The sequence below is a fragment of the Bacillus sp. EB106-02-03-XG38 genome (assembly GCF_058792175.1).
Map to the genome: position 1 here is coordinate 61,654 of NZ_JBYTED010000006.1, position 15,212 is coordinate 76,865.

A 15,212-nucleotide genomic window follows, 5' to 3' on the forward strand; every position below is an offset into this window, starting at 1 on the left:
CTGCTAATTTTAGCGGGGGATTTTTTCACTTAAAATAAAGTGTTATTTCATTGGAGGAATGAAATTATTCATTCGTAAAATACCAATTAAATGATTGAAAAACAGTTCTTTTTCTGGAAAAGTTGTGGATGGTTTTACTGTAAAGGTAGTCACTTTTTTTCCTAGTTGTTCTGCCGTTTCTTCAAATAATAGGACACGTTTACTTTTTTTATTTTCAAGTACAGGAATGCCTTCACGACATATGTATAATGGCTGGAAGTCACCAGTAGTAGTTGGTTTTAATATTACAACAAGTGAGCACACTTTTTTTTCATTTTTAATCGTTTCAAACTGTAACATATGTGTTATACGTTCTTGGTTTGCTTTGGCAATTTCAAGTAATTCATATAAGTCAGAGTAGCCTTCTCCAAGTTCTATAAAGCGTTGAATCATATTTTTTCCTCCTCTTTCTTTTACTGTACCATCTCACTTTTTAAATGAAAAGTAGACAACGAAAAAAAACCCTGCAAAGCAGGGCCCTTCTTATACTAGCATGTACTAGTAAGAAGGCAAAGGGAGAGGAGAAACCGGAGGAAGAACTTATGGGGAAACGTAAGTCTTCTCCGCGGTTGGCAACAACATCGAAGGTGATGTTGTTATAATTATTTATGTCCAATCTAAATGAAGATATACATCATGAAATTAAATTTTATGTTGGGCTTTTTATTTTTCTTTTTTTTATTTTATGATAGGATAAAAAAGATAAAGTGAACGAATAGTTCGTGTTAGCGAATAGTGAGATGAATACATAAAAATGCAGAGCAGTTATTTTAAACTAAGTTCTTCTAGTGTTCGTTGAAAGATGAATGGAATCGTATAGTTTGGTAGCGGTTACCGAATGGAGAAGGGTTTTCTATAATTGCTCGATAGATTGAAATAAAGGTAGTGACAACAGATGAGAGTAGTTTCAGGAAAATGTAAAGGACACCCACTTAAAGCGGTGCCAGGTAATACAACACGTCCAACGACAGATAAAGTAAAAGAATCGATTTTTAATATGATAGGCCCTTATTTTGATGGTGGTATCGCGCTTGATTTATTTGGCGGTAGTGGTGGTCTTGGAATTGAGGCTATAAGTAGAGGGATTGATAAAGCAATCTTTGTTGATCGAGATAATAAAGCGATAAAGGTAATTCATCAAAATTTAGAAAGTTGTAGAATACAGGAACAAGCTGAAGTATATCGAAATGATGCAGAACGTGCGGTAAAGGCTCTTATAAAACGTGAAATATCATTTGATCTTATATTAATTGATCCACCATATAAAGATCAAAAAATTGTATCTTTAATTAGTGTGATGGATCAACATGGATTGCTACATAGAGATGGATTAATTATGTCAGAGCATGGTAATGATGTAGTTTTACCTGATTCTATAGGAAGACTTGTAAAAGTGCGAGCTGAGAACTACGGTATTACAGCAATATCGATCTATAAGTATGAAGGTGAGGGGACAGAATGACTAGTATAGCTATTTCTTCGGGAAGTTTTGATCCAATTACCCTTGGGCATCTGGATATTATTAAAAGGGGAGCAAAAGTATTTGACGAAGTATACGTAGTAGTTTTAAACAACTCGTCAAAAAAACCGTTCTTTTCAGTTGAAGAGCGTTTAGACTTAATTCGAGAAGCAACAAAGGAAATTCCGAATGTAAAAGTAGATTCACATAGTGGGCTATTAGTGGAGTATGCGAAAATGCGAAATGCAAATGCAATTTTACGTGGGTTACGAGCGGTTTCTGATTTTGAATATGAGATGCAAATTACTTCTATGAATCGAAAATTAGATGAAAACATTGAAACCTTTTTTATTATGACAAATAACCAATATTCATTTTTAAGCTCGAGCATTGTGAAAGAAGTTGCGAGATATGGCGGAAGTGTAGTTGATCTTGTACCTCCCATTGTAGAACGTGCATTAAAAGAAAAGTTTCAAACCCCGTTAAAGTGAACGGGGTTTTTCTTTGTTGCTACGAAAAAATAATAAAATCACATATACATATAAACAAAATAAAGTAAATATCGGTCCGTAGTGTATAAAAGATGTCCAAATTTCATGCGGTATAGAAGAATTGGAAAAAAATACGGGAATATCTTTTTGCATAGGTGAAAAAGAGCTTACTTTCTCATAAAATGGTTTCCAAAATATAAAGGTGAAAATAGGAGCAAGAATACTTTGAATAATTCGTGCGAAAAAATAAGGTTTAAATCGTATGTCTGTTTCAGCTAATATGCTAGCAACTTGTGCCTGAATAGAAAGGCCACTAAATGCTAAAATAAAGCTTGTTACCATCGCCTGCTGCAGGAGGGGTGTTTCATTTATTTGACTAATCATTTGGCTCCCGAGTGTCATTTCGAAAATGCCTGATAATATCGGAATACTAAATTCGGTAGTTAGTTGGAAGAATGATAAAATATGTTGCATAATAAAAGAAAGAGCTGCTGTAATATGAAATACAGTAATCATTTTATTTAAAACAGAGAATAAAATAATAAATCCACCAATCATAAGTAGTGTTTGAATAGAAGAAACGATAGCATCCCCAAGTAATTTTCCTATTGGTCTTTTTTCTTGCATACGTGTTTCGTGTAGGATTGAAAATGGGTTTTGAAAATGGCGTTTTTTAGTAGTATGTTTATCATGCATGGAAATGTTGTTATTGCCGTAAAATCGCATCAGTAACCCGACGAAAAAGTTACTTAAATAATGTGCAGCAGCTAATACGATTCCTAATTTCGGATTATTGAAAAAACCGATAGAAACAGCTCCAAAAATAAAAAGTGGATTGGATGAGTTTGTAAAAGATACGAGGCGCTCTGCTTCGATTTGTGTTAGTTGATTGCTTTTACGCAGTCTAGCGCTTAATTTGGCACCAGCGGGGAATCCTGAGGCCATTCCCATTGCCCAAACAAATCCGCCTATTCCTGGCACGCGGAAAAGTGGCCGCATGAGTGGTTCTAATATCACGCCTATAAATTTTACAACACCTATACTAATGAGAAGTTCGGCAATGATGAAAAACGGTAAAAGTGAAGGGAATACAACTTCCCACCATATATTTAACCCTCGAATGGAAGCTTGCAAAGCAGCTTGGGGGTGAAGTACAAGAGAAAAGGTTAAAAACAGTGTTGATATGGTAAGGAAAGCCGTTTTCCATTTTTCATACATGTAAGTAAATCCCCCTTTGTCCCAAAAAACGTTCATTTCAGTATACGTGGATACGTAGTGAATTTAGACCATAAGTATGAAAAAGGAATGAAAAAAATTAAAGGGTGAGAAAAATGAAAGAACCGAAAATTGGTTTAGCACTTGGATCTGGGGGTGCAAAAGGTTTTGCTCATATTGGTGTTATAAAAGTTTTAAGGGAAAATAATATACCGATTCATATGATTGCAGGAAGTAGTATGGGGGCTCTAGTAGGCACATTTTATGCAGCTAGCTCTAACGTTGAAAGGCTATATAAACTGGCAAATGTTTTTAAAAGGAAATATTATTTAGACTTTACGGTTCCGAAAATGGGATTTATTGCTGGAAAACGTGTCAAAGATATGATTAAAATGTTTACATATAATAAAAATTTAGAAGAGTTAGATATTCCGACGGCTGTTGTGGCTACTGACATCTTGAAGGGGGAAAAAGTAGTTTTTACAAGCGGTCCCGTTGCAGAGGCGGTGAGAGCTAGCATATCTGTACCTGGAGTGTTTGTACCAGAGAAAATAGAAGGTAGATTATTGGTGGATGGTGGAGTGATTGATCGTATTCCAGTATCGGTTGTGAAAGAGTTAGGTGCCGATATTGTCATTGCTGTTGATGTATCCCCGATTAAAGTAAATGGTGAGGTTACGTCTATTTATGATGTGATTATGCAGAGTATTGAAATTATGCAACATGAGCTTGTAATGAACAGGCAAATTGCATCGGATTTAATGATGCGACCAGCTGTAGAACAATTTAGTTCCCGTGCTTTTACAAACATTGAAGACATTATTCGAGTTGGAGAAGTAGAAGCGGAAAAACATGTTGCAAATATTCATTTATTAATTGAGCAGTGGAAGGAGAAACATAATGTTTAAGCGTTTTCGGTTTATATATGCAATTTTAATAGGGGTTATACTGGCGATGTTACTTGTTTACGTGCGTTTACCGTATTATATAACAAAACCAGGAATGGCTGCCAAGTTAGAGCCTTACGTTCAAGTTGAAGGGGGAACGAAAGAATCTGGTGACTTTATGCTTGTTACTGTTTCGATGGGCCCAGCAAATGTGGTGAATTTAATAGCGGCGCAGTTTAATAAATATACACATATTTCAAAAGCGGAAGAAATATTGCAAAAAGGTGAAAGTGATGAAGAATATCAATTTCGCCAAAATTATGCGATGAAAGATTCGCAAAATGCAGCGATCTATAATGCTTACAAACGTGCAAATCGTACGGTTTCTTTTGAAAATAAAGGTGTATTGGTTGCAGGCGTAGCAAAAGGGATGCCGTCAGAAGGCAAGCTTAAACTTGGCGATGTTATCATAGCTGTCGACGGAAAAACATTTGAAAAGACGGAGCAATTTATTGAATATATGACAGGGAAAAAAGAAGGAGATACAGTAAGTATTGAGTACAAGAGGAATGGGAAACAGTTAAAAGAAAACTTAAATGTAAAGACCATTCCGAATGGAAATGGGCGTGTTGGGATAGGGGTTTCTATCGTTACGGAAAGAGAATTAGTGGTAGATCCGAAAGTGAAAATTGATTCTCATGAAATAGGCGGACCATCGGCAGGTCTAATGTTTACATTAGAAATATATAATCAACTGGTGGAAGAGGATTTAACAAGAGGTCATGAAATAGCTGGAACAGGTACGATTAATGAAAAGGGAGAAATTGGCCCGATTGGCGGTATTCAGCAAAAAGTGGTCGCTGCAAGTGATGCTGGTGCTGAAGTGTTCTTTGCACCAAATGAAAAAGGTGCTGAGAAATCGAATTATAAAGATGCACTTGAGGCTGCTAAAGATATTAAAACAAAAATGAAAGTTGTGCCAGTTGATACGCTGGAAGATGCATTAATGTATTTGGAAAAAATGGGCGAGAAAAAATAAACCTCTCTGGAAAAGAGAGGTTTTTTTATAGGAATTTTGAGGTTGTTTCATCATAACGAATTGGATGATGTGTTGCATCTTGTTTTAGTAGTTGTGTTCGTAACGGTTCTTGCATGATGGAGTAATATACAGAATTGGCTTTTCGCTCTATATGTAAAGTAGGATGGTCAAATGTTTTTGTATGGGTAAGAATTGGAAGCTCTATTTTTTTCTTGTTTTTTGAAAGGTAATTTTGTCCTTTTCGTGACATGCCTAGTAGACGGATGTACGGTGCATGCTGCTCTATATTTGCGTTATGTATTTCTTCTTTTGTTGTATTCGTTAAAATGTGTGTACAAGCTCTTTGTAATCTAGTCCACGTATAGCGTTTCGTTTTTAATGCTTCCATGAATGAATGGAAGGAGGAACTGGTTTGTATTTTTGATAAAATACGATGCTCTAAACCTTCTTCAATTTCATATATATGTCGTAAGTCGTCTGGAGACATCGTCATAAGTTTGTACTTAAAAAATGAAAAGTATTGTTCCCAATTATGTAATGTCCCGTAGTTTTGTTTGTAACTTGCTAAAAGAGAAGCAGTCGCTTTTGGGATAAAAGGCTCAATGTCTGTAAAGGAACTATTTTCGCTAAAAAGTTGTTTGCGAATACTTGTTGCGCTTGCAATATGTTGGTCGTTAAAAGTTTCATCATGATAATGAGATGCAAATCTTTTGATTGTTTGTGCTTGCATAGGACTATTTTGCGTCAAAATTGCTTTCATGTATTGGAAGCCTAAAATGTTATTCGGTTGTGACATGTCTATGTTTTTTTCAGAAGGTAAAATGTGTAGGAAAGCTTCAGATGTAGCTTTTGCGTAACTATTACCTGCGTTCATAAATTGCTTTACAAGACGATTATAAGTCTCTTCTTCATTTTTTTGTACAGAGATGGTGTTATAAAAACTTTCGATTTGTCCATCTTCACTACCAAAACAAATTTCAGAAGCGTGTAGTGCGCTTAAAATCGATATAGCGCCATTTGCAAAGGTTTCAGCCTTTTGTGTTGAAAAGGCATAGGGAAGCTCTACAACGAGGTCTACACCGCATGCTAAGGCCATTTTGGTGCGATACCATTTAGATACGAGTGCCGGCTCACCACGTTGTAAAAAAGGGCCACTCATAACAGCTATTGTAATATCAGCGTGTGTTAACTTTTTTGTTTGTTGCACATGATAATCATGACCGTTATGAAAAGGGTTATATTCAACGACAATACCGCTGGCTTTTATGGTAATCTCTCCTTTCGATGTAGCATCTTTTTGAAAAACGTGATACTCTATATAATATTTACTATGATGACTTCATTATAGTGTAAAGAAAAAACATTGACAAATATAAAATGGCTAGCTATAATTTTGTTTGTTGCCTTGAGGTGATATGATATGAAATGGTCCATCCATCAATTGAATAAATTGAGAAATAAAGGATTGACATTGGATGAGATGGTAGATGTAAGTGAGCTAAAAGAGGTCGAGAAAGATATTCGTGAAATTAATCCTGTTCATGTAACAGGAAGAGTTGATTTTGGCTCCGGTAAGTTTACGTTCCATCTACATATAACTGGAAGCATGGTTTTACCATGTTCTCGCTCTTTAGTAGATGTGACATTACCATTTGACATTAAAACAACTGAGGTGTTCCAAACTTCACAAGAAGAATTTGAAACTGAAGCTGAAATTCATTGTTTAGAAGGAGAAGTACTTGACTTACTGCCCGTAATCAAGGAAAATATACTTTTGGAGATTCCAATGCAAATTTTCAGTGATGATGTTTCTGGTGGAGCACCGATGCAAGGTCAAGACTGGCAAGTGATTTCGGAAGAAAACAAAGAAAAGACTGTTGATCCAAGATTAGCAGGACTTGCAAAGTTTTTTGACAAATAACTCGGAAGACTGGTTCAGGCCTTCATATGAAAATAACTATTTCTTTTAAGGAGGTGGGAAGAATGGCTGTACCTTTTAGAAGAACTTCTAAAACAGTAAAAAGAAAGCGTCGTACGCATTTCAAATTATCAGTACCTGGTATGGTAGAGTGCCCAAGCTGTGGTGAAGCGAAATTAGCTCACCGTGTATGTAAAGCATGCGGTACTTACAAAGGTAAAGAAGTAATCAGCAAGTAATTGCGGGAAATAAACGTAGAAGATATCTTCTACGTTTATTTTTTTTGTCTTATTCTTCATTTGATGTATTCTATCTTTTCTAGTAACTGCATATGTTTAATAAAAAATGCATAGGGAGGACTAGAGAGATGGCGACAACAAGACAAGATGCTTGGACTGATGATGAAGATTTGCTTCTGGCAGAAGTAGTACTCCGGCATATTCGAGAAGGCGGAACGCAATTATCTGCCTTTAAAGAAGTGGGAAGACATTTATCACGAACACCAGCAGCATGTGGTTTTAGATGGAATTCTTACGTTAGAAAGCAATACAAAGAACGTATTGAAGAAGCGAAGCAACTGCGTAAAGTGGAAAATTATGAAGTGAAAGAGACGAAGGTATTAGAGCCTACGTCAATTACATTGAATGATGTTATTGATTTCTTGCAAAATTATAAAGATGAAAACTCTTTAATGGTGTTGCAACAGCAAATTGAATCGTTACAAACAGAGAAAGAGAGTCTTTTGGAACGATTATCAGTATATGAGGAAGAATATAGAACATTGCTTGATTATATCGATCAAAAAAGAAGTGTAATGGTAGCAGAAAGAAATAGTGCTCGTTCGAATGGGAAATTAGAGAAGTTAAAGAAATAAAAAAACAGCTGCTATGTAGCTGTTTTTTTATTTCTTATGCAGACTCTTCGTTTGTAACCGCATTCAAATTTGTTTCTGGGTTCCAAACGTAAAAATCACCATCAGGTACTGATACAGGCTGGAAATTTAATTTATCCCAAAAACCAGCTGAATGGATACGTGCGATCGTTTTAATTGGAAACTGCAACCCTTTCGCATAATTTACAAGCATTTCTCCGAATCCTTGTTTTTGGAAAGTTGGTAGCACTTCAAGTTTATAGAGTTCTAGGTAAGTACCTGTAATTTCGAATGGTTCCCCACCGTTCCTTTTCATGTATAGACTCATACGTGCAATGAGTGATCCGCCGTAATAAATACCGTAAAATGGAGATTCACTATCGTTTTCAATAATGTTCGCTTGTAATTCTTCTAACATGGATAGTTCTTGAGCTCCGCAACCTTTAAATTTTTTAAACTCGTCTAATGTTTTATAATTGATGAGCAAGCGCTCAACTTTTGGGAATCCCATAACATCACATCCTTTTCTTGTCTCGTTGAATGCAGAAAAGTAAAAATATTTATAATAATATTATAACTCATTTTTTTATTTTTATGAAGATGATAGTATATTTCTTTTATTATTTTTTTGAGGATTTGCTAAACTAAGAGTAGGAGCATATTAATAAGTAGTATATACATATTGGAAGAAGAGGTGGCATTTGTTCATCTTTAGTTAATTATGATCCCGTATCAATTGGGTGTTTGCGGGATAAAAAGGGGAGGGGAAAAAGGGACTTATGTATCGTGTTCGAATGAGTTCCTTGTGTGATAATGAAAATCGGAGTTGTGGGACCAGGAGCTATCGGTCTATTATATGCGTTTTATTTACAAAAAAGTAATCAAGATGTTACGTTGTTTACAAGGACAGCTAAGCAGGCTGACGAATTGAATATAACGGGTGTAACTTGTATTAGGGAGGGGAAACGCGAAACGGTATTCCCGCCAGTTTTACCAATAGAAAGTATGTTAGACCAGCAGCTAGACTATATATTTATTGCTGTTAAACAATATCATATAACTGACATACTACCTTTTGTGCAAGGGAAATCCTCATTAATCTTTTTGCAAAACGGAATGTCACATCTTCATGCTATGCAGAAAATAGAGAATGAAAATATTGCAGTTGGAATTGTAGAGCATGGTGCAAAAAAAGAAGGAATACATACCGTTTATCATACTGGGATAGGTGTAACAAAGTTTGGAATTGTGCACGGTCGGTCTAAACATTTTGAAAAAATGTTTAACTGCTTTCCTTTTTCCCATTTTCCAATTCAAATAGAAGAGGATTGGAAGGGTGTTATGCACAAAAAATTAGTTGTTAATGTATGTATCAATCCATTAACAGCATTATTACAAGTCAAGAACGGAGATTTGATTACGAATCCATTTTTTTATCAGATGATGGAGCAAGTATTTCATGAAGTCGCTTTTCTTGTTAAAGAAGAAAAAGAAATAGTATGGGAACTGGTATGTCACGTATGTGAAAGAACGTCTCGTAATACATCATCTATGCTGGCAGATGTAAGAGCGAATAGACAAACGGAAATTGGTGCGATTGTTGGGTATGTATTAGAAGAAGCCGAGAAACAGCGAAGATCCGTTCCGACACTTCAATTTTTATTTGATGCAATAAAAGGATTAGAAGTAAAAGTATAAGTGTAATTCTTTGCTTTTACGTGCAACATTGACTACAATGTGGATTGGTGAGAGAACAGGATACGAAAGGAAGAATTATATGGAGATAAAAGAAATCTCTGTTCCGCAACAAGGTGTTGTAGCGGACTATATGAACGGTAAAAAAGAGATACAGTCGTGTTTTGATTATATGTTAACAGAAGATGCTTTTAAACAGCGTGTACAAGATTTGCGTGAGAGGGAATTTTTCCGCCAAGATTTAGTAGCGCATTTATTAGAATATAATACAAAATTACAAGCGGGAGAAACTACAATTCAAAATGTAAAATCGCTTGGAGATGAAAATACATATGTTGTAATAGCTGGGCAACAAGCTGGGTTATTAACAGGGCCGCTTTACACGATTCATAAAATTATTTCAGTTTTACAGCTTGCGAAGGAAAAGGAAGAAAGTTTAGGTGTTAAAGTCGTTCCTGTTTTCTGGATTGCTGGTGAAGACCATGATATGGATGAAATTAATCATACTTTTGTAACGAAGAATAAAAAAATAAAAAAAACTATTTTTCATGATCGTAATCCAAAAAAGGCGAGTGCTTCAGAGTCTGAGCTTTCTTTGGAAGACTGTAGAAAGTGGATTGAAGAAATTTTTAAAACATACCCTGAAACGAATTTTACAAAGGATGTACTTCAATTTATTGATGATTCTTTGGAGAAATCAAATACGTATGTAGATTTCTTTGGTCATCTTATTATGAAAATGTTCGTGAATTCTGGTTTAATTCTTGTCGATTCGCATCATCCTGAATTAAGGAAATTAGAAGTTCCGTTTTTTAAACAAATTGTAGGAAAGTATAAAGACGTACAAGAGGGGCTTCATAACCAACGGGAAGTAATTAAAGAATTAGGGTATAAACCAATTATTGAAACGAAGTCTAATGCAGTACATATATTCATGGAAATTGATAATGAGCGAGTGTTGCTTGAAGACAATCAAGGCAAGTTTGTTGGGAAGGATGGAGCGTATTCCTTTTCATATGAGGAATTGATTGATGAGATGGAAAGGAGCCCAGAGCGCTTTAGTAATAATGTTGTAACGCGCCCTCTTATGCAAGAGTATGTATTTCCTACATTGGCTTTTATTGGAGGTCCAGGAGAATTAGCTTACTGGAGTGAATTGCAACAAGTCTTCCATACGATCGGTTTCCGAATGCCGCCTGTCGTTCCGCGTATTACAATCACTTATATAGAGAGGGATATTGCGACAGATTTGCATGATTTACAATTGCAAGAGAGTGATCCGTTTTTAAATAACGTAGATAAGTTGCGTGATAATTGGTTGTCTAATCAAATAGAGGAACCGATAGATGACCGATTTGTAGAGGCGAAAAAAGAAATAATTGATATTCATACTTCATTACAACAATTTGTGAAGAAAATAGATCCTGGCTTAAGTGCATTTGCAGGGAAAAATGAATTCAAAATTAATGAACAAATTGAACTGCTGGAAAGAATGTTGAAAAGAAATGTTGAGAAAAAACATGAAGTGCAATTAAATAAATTCCGTCGCATACAATTTGCACTCCGCCCATCAGGAGCGCCGCAAGAGCGTGTGTGGAATGTATGTTACTATTTAAATCAGTACGGTTTAGATTTCGTTGATCGTGTAATGGAAACATCATTTTCTTGGAACGGAAAACATCATGTTATAAAACTATAGAATCTTGCTCTTAGGAGCAGGATTTTATTTTTATCTCGTTGAATTTACTGTGAAGTGAAATTTTTCTGAATTATTAATTTAAAAATGGTGAATATCGTAATTATGCAGGATACTTAAATATATGACAAAATAGCACAAAATGTAAACGTATTATTATCATTTTCGACAGTTTTTTATTTAAATTCCCGCAAAAGATGATAAAATTTAGTATATAATAAAAGAAAATAGCGATTTGTATAGTATGCTGCCTTTGTAGGCAAGTTAAATGAGTCGTTCTTTCATAGTATTTCGTTTTCTAATCGTGAATTATGCGTTTAGAGGAGGAGATACATTCAACATAATTAATTGGAAAAAGAGTAGGTGCAACAATGTTTAAACACGTAACAGTGCTTTTGAAGGAAACAGTAGACGGCTTAGATATAAAGCCAGATGGTACATATGTAGATTGTACACTGGGGGGAGGAGGACATAGTTCTTATTTATTATCCCAACTAACTGAAGGCGGAAGATTAATCGCGTTTGATCAAGATGAGGTAGCGATTCAAAATGCGAAAGAAAAATTCTCTTCATACGGTGAGCAATTCATAACAGTAAAGAGTAATTTCCGATATTTATCTGAAAAACTACAGGAATTAGGTATAACAGAAGTAGACGGTATTTTATTTGATTTAGGTGTTTCATCCCCACAATTAGATACACCAGAGCGTGGTTTTAGTTATCATCATGATGCACCGTTAGATATGCGAATGGATCAGGATGCCTCGTTAACAGCATATGATGTTGTAAATAGCTGGTCATATGAACAACTTGTAAGAATTTTCTTCCAGTATGGTGAAGAGAAATTTTCAAAACAAATAGCAAGAAAAATTGAAGCGTATCGTGAGAATAAAGCTATTGAAACGACAGCAGAATTAGTAGAGCTAATTAAAGAGGGTATCCCAGCTCCTGCTCGTAGAACGGGTGGACACCCTGCAAAGCGAGTGTTCCAAGCAATCCGTATTGCAGTAAATGATGAATTGAAAGTATTTGAAGAAGCGCTGGAATCTGCAATTGAGATGGTCAAGCCAGGCGGAAGAGTTAGTGTTATAACATTCCATTCTTTAGAAGACCGTATTTGTAAAACGACGTTTAAGCGAAATAGTACAACGCCACAATTACCACCAGGATTACCGATTATTCCTGATGAATTTAAGCCGAAACTAAAGCTTATTACGAGAAAACCGATTTTACCTTCTGATATTGAGTTAGAAGAAAATAATCGAGCGCGTTCTGCGAAATTGAGAATCGCTGAAAAAAGATAAAAAGGGGAGAGAGGTATGAGTAACTTAGCTGTAAAGTACAAACAACAAGCGCAAGAAGAGGTTCAGATTCAAACGCCCCCACAGCAGATGGTTCAGCCAAAAGCTAAAGCGAAGATTACAAGAATCGAAAAACTGTTGTATGTAGCGTTTATTGGCTTTTTATTGTATGCCTGTGTAGCGTTTATTGGAAATAAAGCAGGTCTTTATCAAGTTAATGTAGAAGCTGCGACGATAGAACAAAAAATTGTACAGCAGCAAAAAGAAAATCAAGAATTACAAGCTGAAGTAGAGAAGTTAAGTCGTTATGAACGCATCTCTGAAGTTGCGAAAAAACACGGGCTAGAAATTAATGCGAATAATGTGAAAGGCCTCAAATAAGGCAATAGGTGTGAAGGGAAAATGAAGAGAACTATGACTAAATTTCATACCAATAAGGGAGCAGGGTATTTTATGATTTTATTCCTCCTGCTCTTTTTGCTGTTATTAGCCCGATTTTTTTACATACAAGCAACAGGAACAGTGCATAATCAAGATTTGGATAAACTCGCTCAGCAAAAACATGGTAAAACAGGAGTTCTGGAAGCGAATCGCGGGACGATTTATGATCAAAACGGCCATGTATTAGCGCAAGATGCAAACTCTTATAAGCTTGTAGCGGAATTAAAAGGTGCGAATCAGGTTGAGAATAAAGAGGATACCGCAAAGAAAATTGCGGGAGTACTCGGAACAGATGAAAAGAAGATTTTAGCTACGTTAAATAAAGAAGGCAGAAGTCAAGTAGAATTCGGGAAATTAGGTAGGGGCTTGACGAAAGAACAGAAAGATCAAATAGAAGCATTAAAGTTGCCTGGAATATCTTTTATTACAGAAAATGCAAGGGTATATCCAAACGGTGATTTCGCATCTTATGTCGTAGGTCATGCGAGACCTGATGATAAGGGGATTGCTAAAGGGCAATTTGGTTTAGAAAAGAGTTTAGATAAGTATTTAGGAGCTTCTAACGGAAAAGTAGCTTATACAGGTGACCGTAAAGGTGTGTCTCTTGATGGTGGGAAAGTGAATGTAGAGGCACCTAAAAATGGAGATAATGTATATTTAACGCTTGACCAGCGTATTCAAAGTTATTTAGAAGACGCGATGAAAGAAGCGAGTAAACATTATGAACCAGAAAGTTTAATAGCAATTGTTGCAGATCCAAAAACAGGGAAAATATTAGGGATGTCTAGTAAGCCTAGTTATGATCCGAATCAAGAGAATAATAAGTATTTTTATAATGACGCAATTGCAAATGCATTTGAACCTGGATCAACAATGAAAATATTCACGCTAGCAGCAGCTATTAATGAAGGTGTGTATAAGGGACAAGATTATTATCAGTCTGGTACTTATCAAGTCGGAAACCGAAAAATAAAAGATCATAACGGCGGTGCTGGATGGGGATCTATCACGTTCGATGAAGGGGTAGAGCGTTCTTCCAACGTAGCGTTTGCGATTTTAGGGGATCAAAAACTTGGCCCAGAACGTTTCCGAAAATATATTCATAGTTTTGGATTAGATGAAAAAACGAACATTGATTTACCTGGTGAAGGGTCAAATACAATTATATTCGATCAGCAAATACAGCAAGTAACAACAGCTTTTGGACAAGGTTCTACTGTAACGCCAATCCAGCTTGTGCAAGCTGCAACAGCTATTGCAAATGATGGGAAAATGATGAAGCCTTATACAATTGATAAAATTGTAGATCCAATAACAGGCGAAGTAAAATTAGAACATAAGCCAGAAGAAGTAGGGAAACCTGTTACGAAAGCAACAGCGGCGCAAGTAAGACAGTTATTAGAACGTGTTGTTACATCGCCCAAAGGAACGGGAACTGCTTATAAAGTCGATGGATATTCAGTTGGTGGTAAAACAGGAACAGCGCAAATTCCGGATGGAAAAGGTGGCTATATGACAGGAAGAGAGAATTACATATTCTCTTTCTTAGGTATGGCACCTATGGATGACCCACAACTTGTTGTATATGTAGCTGTTAAAAAACCGAAGTTGAAAGATGATGAGAGTGGCGCACAACCTTTAGCTGATATTTTTAAATATGTAACGAAGAATAGTTTAGAGTATTTAAAGATTAAACCTAATGAAGTGAAAGATCCGAAGAAATATGTGAAAGAGCAGCAAACTGCTGTTCCAGATGTAACCGAAAAAACGATGGAAGAAGCGAAAAAAGCTATTGATAAAGCAAAACTTCGTCCAATCGTATTAGGTGAAGGGAAAGTACAGCAACAAGTACCGAAAGCGACAGAACAAACATTGAAGGGTGACCGAGTCTTCTTAGTGGGGGATAAACCTACAATGCCAAATATACAAGGCTGGGCGCTTCGCGATGTTATGAATTTAGCAAAAACATTAAAGCTTAACCTAAAACCTAATGGTACAGGATACGTAACTGAACAAAGTGTGCCAGAAGGAACGTTGTTGCAACCTGGTACAGAGTTAGGTGTAACACTTGTACCGCCACTTGAACCACAACAAGAAGCAGAAAAGCCAAGTTCTAATTAAATAAGTACAAGCATATATTGGAACAAGCTAGGCGTAAGG

Annotated in this window: 16 protein-coding genes; 12 read left to right on the plus strand and 4 right to left on the minus strand. The window is 35.9% G+C overall.

Features of this window, described 5'->3' with window-relative positions; all coding sequences use genetic code 11:
• Window positions 1-42: 42 nt before the first annotated feature.
• A complete protein-coding gene (locus tag AC3WTI_RS23145) occupies window positions 43-432 on the minus strand; it encodes a DUF7147 family protein (RefSeq protein ID WP_000616013.1) in 390 nt (129 codons plus the stop codon).
• 502 nt (window positions 433-934) lie between these two features.
• Here AC3WTI_RS23145 and rsmD point away from each other — a divergent pair.
• Together rsmD and coaD are read left to right on the plus strand one after the other, a co-directional pair.
• Window positions 935-1,501 (plus strand): 16S rRNA (guanine(966)-N(2))-methyltransferase RsmD, encoded by a 567-nt coding sequence (rsmD, locus tag AC3WTI_RS23150; RefSeq protein ID WP_087958554.1) that lies wholly within the window; start codon window positions 935-937, stop codon window positions 1,499-1,501.
• Window positions 1,498-1,989 carry a pantetheine-phosphate adenylyltransferase gene (coaD, locus tag AC3WTI_RS23155; RefSeq protein ID WP_087958555.1) on the plus strand — a complete coding sequence of 164 codons (492 nt, stop codon included), beginning with the start codon at window positions 1,498-1,500 and terminating at the stop codon, window positions 1,987-1,989. Before rsmD ends, coaD begins: the two co-directional genes overlap by 4 nt.
• Here coaD and ylbJ read toward each other — a convergent pair.
• Window positions 1,981-3,207, minus strand: a complete 1,227-nt coding sequence (gene ylbJ / locus AC3WTI_RS23160) for a sporulation integral membrane protein YlbJ (RefSeq protein WP_087958556.1) — start codon at window positions 3,205-3,207, stop codon at window positions 1,981-1,983. The genes coaD and ylbJ overlap by 9 nt on opposite strands.
• A 113-nt stretch (window positions 3,208-3,320) precedes the next feature.
• Between ylbJ and AC3WTI_RS23165 the strand changes: the two genes are divergently transcribed.
• Window positions 3,321-4,112: a patatin-like phospholipase family protein gene (locus AC3WTI_RS23165; RefSeq protein ID WP_087988162.1), complete on the plus strand. Its 792-nt coding sequence runs from the start codon at window positions 3,321-3,323 to the stop codon at window positions 4,110-4,112.
• Window positions 4,105-5,130 carry a SepM family pheromone-processing serine protease gene (locus tag AC3WTI_RS23170; RefSeq protein WP_048530626.1) on the plus strand — a complete coding sequence of 342 codons (1,026 nt, stop codon included), beginning with the start codon at window positions 4,105-4,107 and terminating at the stop codon, window positions 5,128-5,130. The genes AC3WTI_RS23165 and AC3WTI_RS23170 overlap by 8 nt, the downstream gene beginning before the upstream one ends.
• A 25-nt stretch (window positions 5,131-5,155) precedes the next feature.
• On the opposite strand, the gene AC3WTI_RS23175 is transcribed toward AC3WTI_RS23170, so the two are convergent.
• Entirely contained in the window at window positions 5,156-6,397 is a 1,242-nt protein-coding gene (locus AC3WTI_RS23175; protein WP_179191993.1) for a nucleotidyltransferase, read from the minus strand.
• 153 nt (window positions 6,398-6,550) lie between these two features.
• Here AC3WTI_RS23175 and AC3WTI_RS23180 point away from each other — a divergent pair, with 153 nt between their 5' ends.
• The 3 genes from AC3WTI_RS23180 (at window position 6,551) to AC3WTI_RS23190 (ending at window position 7,922) form a co-directional block, all read left to right on the plus strand.
• Complete coding sequence (locus AC3WTI_RS23180) at window positions 6,551-7,051, plus strand: YceD family protein (protein ID WP_000872144.1); 501 nt, start codon at window positions 6,551-6,553, stop codon at window positions 7,049-7,051.
• A 62-nt stretch (window positions 7,052-7,113) separates the two neighbouring features.
• Window positions 7,114-7,287: a 50S ribosomal protein L32 gene (gene rpmF, locus AC3WTI_RS23185; protein WP_001984764.1), complete on the plus strand. Its 174-nt coding sequence runs from the start codon at window positions 7,114-7,116 to the stop codon at window positions 7,285-7,287.
• A 128-nt stretch (window positions 7,288-7,415) separates the two neighbouring features.
• Window positions 7,416-7,922 (plus strand): RsfA family transcriptional regulator, encoded by a 507-nt coding sequence (locus tag AC3WTI_RS23190; protein WP_087958559.1) that lies wholly within the window; start codon window positions 7,416-7,418, stop codon window positions 7,920-7,922.
• 34 nt (window positions 7,923-7,956) lie between these two features.
• On the opposite strand, the gene AC3WTI_RS23195 is transcribed toward AC3WTI_RS23190, so the two are convergent.
• Window positions 7,957-8,430 carry an N-acetyltransferase gene (locus tag AC3WTI_RS23195; RefSeq protein ID WP_048563207.1) on the minus strand — a complete coding sequence of 158 codons (474 nt, stop codon included), beginning with the start codon at window positions 8,428-8,430 and terminating at the stop codon, window positions 7,957-7,959.
• A gap of 302 nt (window positions 8,431-8,732) precedes the next feature.
• Between AC3WTI_RS23195 and panE the strand changes: the two genes are divergently transcribed.
• The 5 genes from panE to AC3WTI_RS23220 all read left to right on the plus strand — a co-directional run bounded on the left by panE (window position 8,733) and on the right by AC3WTI_RS23220 (window position 15,173).
• Entirely contained in the window at window positions 8,733-9,617 is an 885-nt protein-coding gene (gene panE / locus AC3WTI_RS23200) for a 2-dehydropantoate 2-reductase (RefSeq protein WP_179191992.1), read from the plus strand.
• A 79-nt stretch (window positions 9,618-9,696) separates the two neighbouring features.
• Window positions 9,697-11,313 (plus strand): bacillithiol biosynthesis cysteine-adding enzyme BshC, encoded by a 1,617-nt coding sequence (gene bshC / locus AC3WTI_RS23205; RefSeq protein ID WP_097840547.1) that lies wholly within the window; start codon window positions 9,697-9,699, stop codon window positions 11,311-11,313.
• Between the two features lie 368 nt (window positions 11,314-11,681).
• Window positions 11,682-12,614, plus strand: a complete 933-nt coding sequence (gene rsmH, locus AC3WTI_RS23210; protein WP_087958562.1) for a 16S rRNA (cytosine(1402)-N(4))-methyltransferase RsmH — start codon at window positions 11,682-11,684, stop codon at window positions 12,612-12,614.
• A 15-nt stretch (window positions 12,615-12,629) separates the two neighbouring features.
• Entirely contained in the window at window positions 12,630-12,992 is a 363-nt protein-coding gene (gene ftsL / locus AC3WTI_RS23215) for a cell division protein FtsL (protein WP_000067082.1), read from the plus strand.
• A gap of 21 nt (window positions 12,993-13,013) precedes the next feature.
• The gene (locus AC3WTI_RS23220; protein ID WP_087958563.1) at window positions 13,014-15,173 is read left to right on the plus strand and encodes a penicillin-binding protein; all 2,160 of its coding nucleotides are present in this window, start codon (window positions 13,014-13,016) and stop codon (window positions 15,171-15,173) included.
• Window positions 15,174-15,212: the final 39 nt, after the last annotated feature.

Excerpts from the sequence above, each read along its gene's own strand:
- AC3WTI_RS23180 (WP_000872144.1), top strand. The coding sequence starts at position 6,551 with ATGAAATGGTCCATCCATCAATTGAATAAATTGAGAAATAAAGGATTG.
- AC3WTI_RS23195 (WP_048563207.1), bottom strand. The coding sequence starts at position 8,430 with ATGGGATTCCCAAAAGTTGAGCGCTTGCTCATCAATTATAAAACATTA.
- AC3WTI_RS23190 (WP_087958559.1), top strand. The coding sequence starts at position 7,416 with ATGGCGACAACAAGACAAGATGCTTGGACTGATGATGAAGATTTGCTT.
- AC3WTI_RS23145 (WP_000616013.1), bottom strand. The coding sequence starts at position 432 with ATGATTCAACGCTTTATAGAACTTGGAGAAGGCTACTCTGACTTATAT.
- ylbJ (WP_087958556.1), bottom strand. The coding sequence starts at position 3,207 with ATGTATGAAAAATGGAAAACGGCTTTCCTTACCATATCAACACTGTTT.
- rsmH (WP_087958562.1), top strand. The coding sequence starts at position 11,682 with ATGTTTAAACACGTAACAGTGCTTTTGAAGGAAACAGTAGACGGCTTA.
- panE (WP_179191992.1), top strand. The coding sequence starts at position 8,733 with ATGAAAATCGGAGTTGTGGGACCAGGAGCTATCGGTCTATTATATGCG.
- AC3WTI_RS23170 (WP_048530626.1), top strand. The coding sequence starts at position 4,105 with ATGTTTAAGCGTTTTCGGTTTATATATGCAATTTTAATAGGGGTTATA.
- ftsL (WP_000067082.1), top strand. The coding sequence starts at position 12,630 with ATGAGTAACTTAGCTGTAAAGTACAAACAACAAGCGCAAGAAGAGGTT.
- AC3WTI_RS23220 (WP_087958563.1), top strand. The coding sequence starts at position 13,014 with ATGAAGAGAACTATGACTAAATTTCATACCAATAAGGGAGCAGGGTAT.
- coaD (WP_087958555.1), top strand. The coding sequence starts at position 1,498 with ATGACTAGTATAGCTATTTCTTCGGGAAGTTTTGATCCAATTACCCTT.
- rsmD (WP_087958554.1), top strand. The coding sequence starts at position 935 with ATGAGAGTAGTTTCAGGAAAATGTAAAGGACACCCACTTAAAGCGGTG.
- rpmF (WP_001984764.1), top strand. The coding sequence starts at position 7,114 with ATGGCTGTACCTTTTAGAAGAACTTCTAAAACAGTAAAAAGAAAGCGT.
- bshC (WP_097840547.1), top strand. The coding sequence starts at position 9,697 with ATGGAGATAAAAGAAATCTCTGTTCCGCAACAAGGTGTTGTAGCGGAC.
- AC3WTI_RS23165 (WP_087988162.1), top strand. The coding sequence starts at position 3,321 with ATGAAAGAACCGAAAATTGGTTTAGCACTTGGATCTGGGGGTGCAAAA.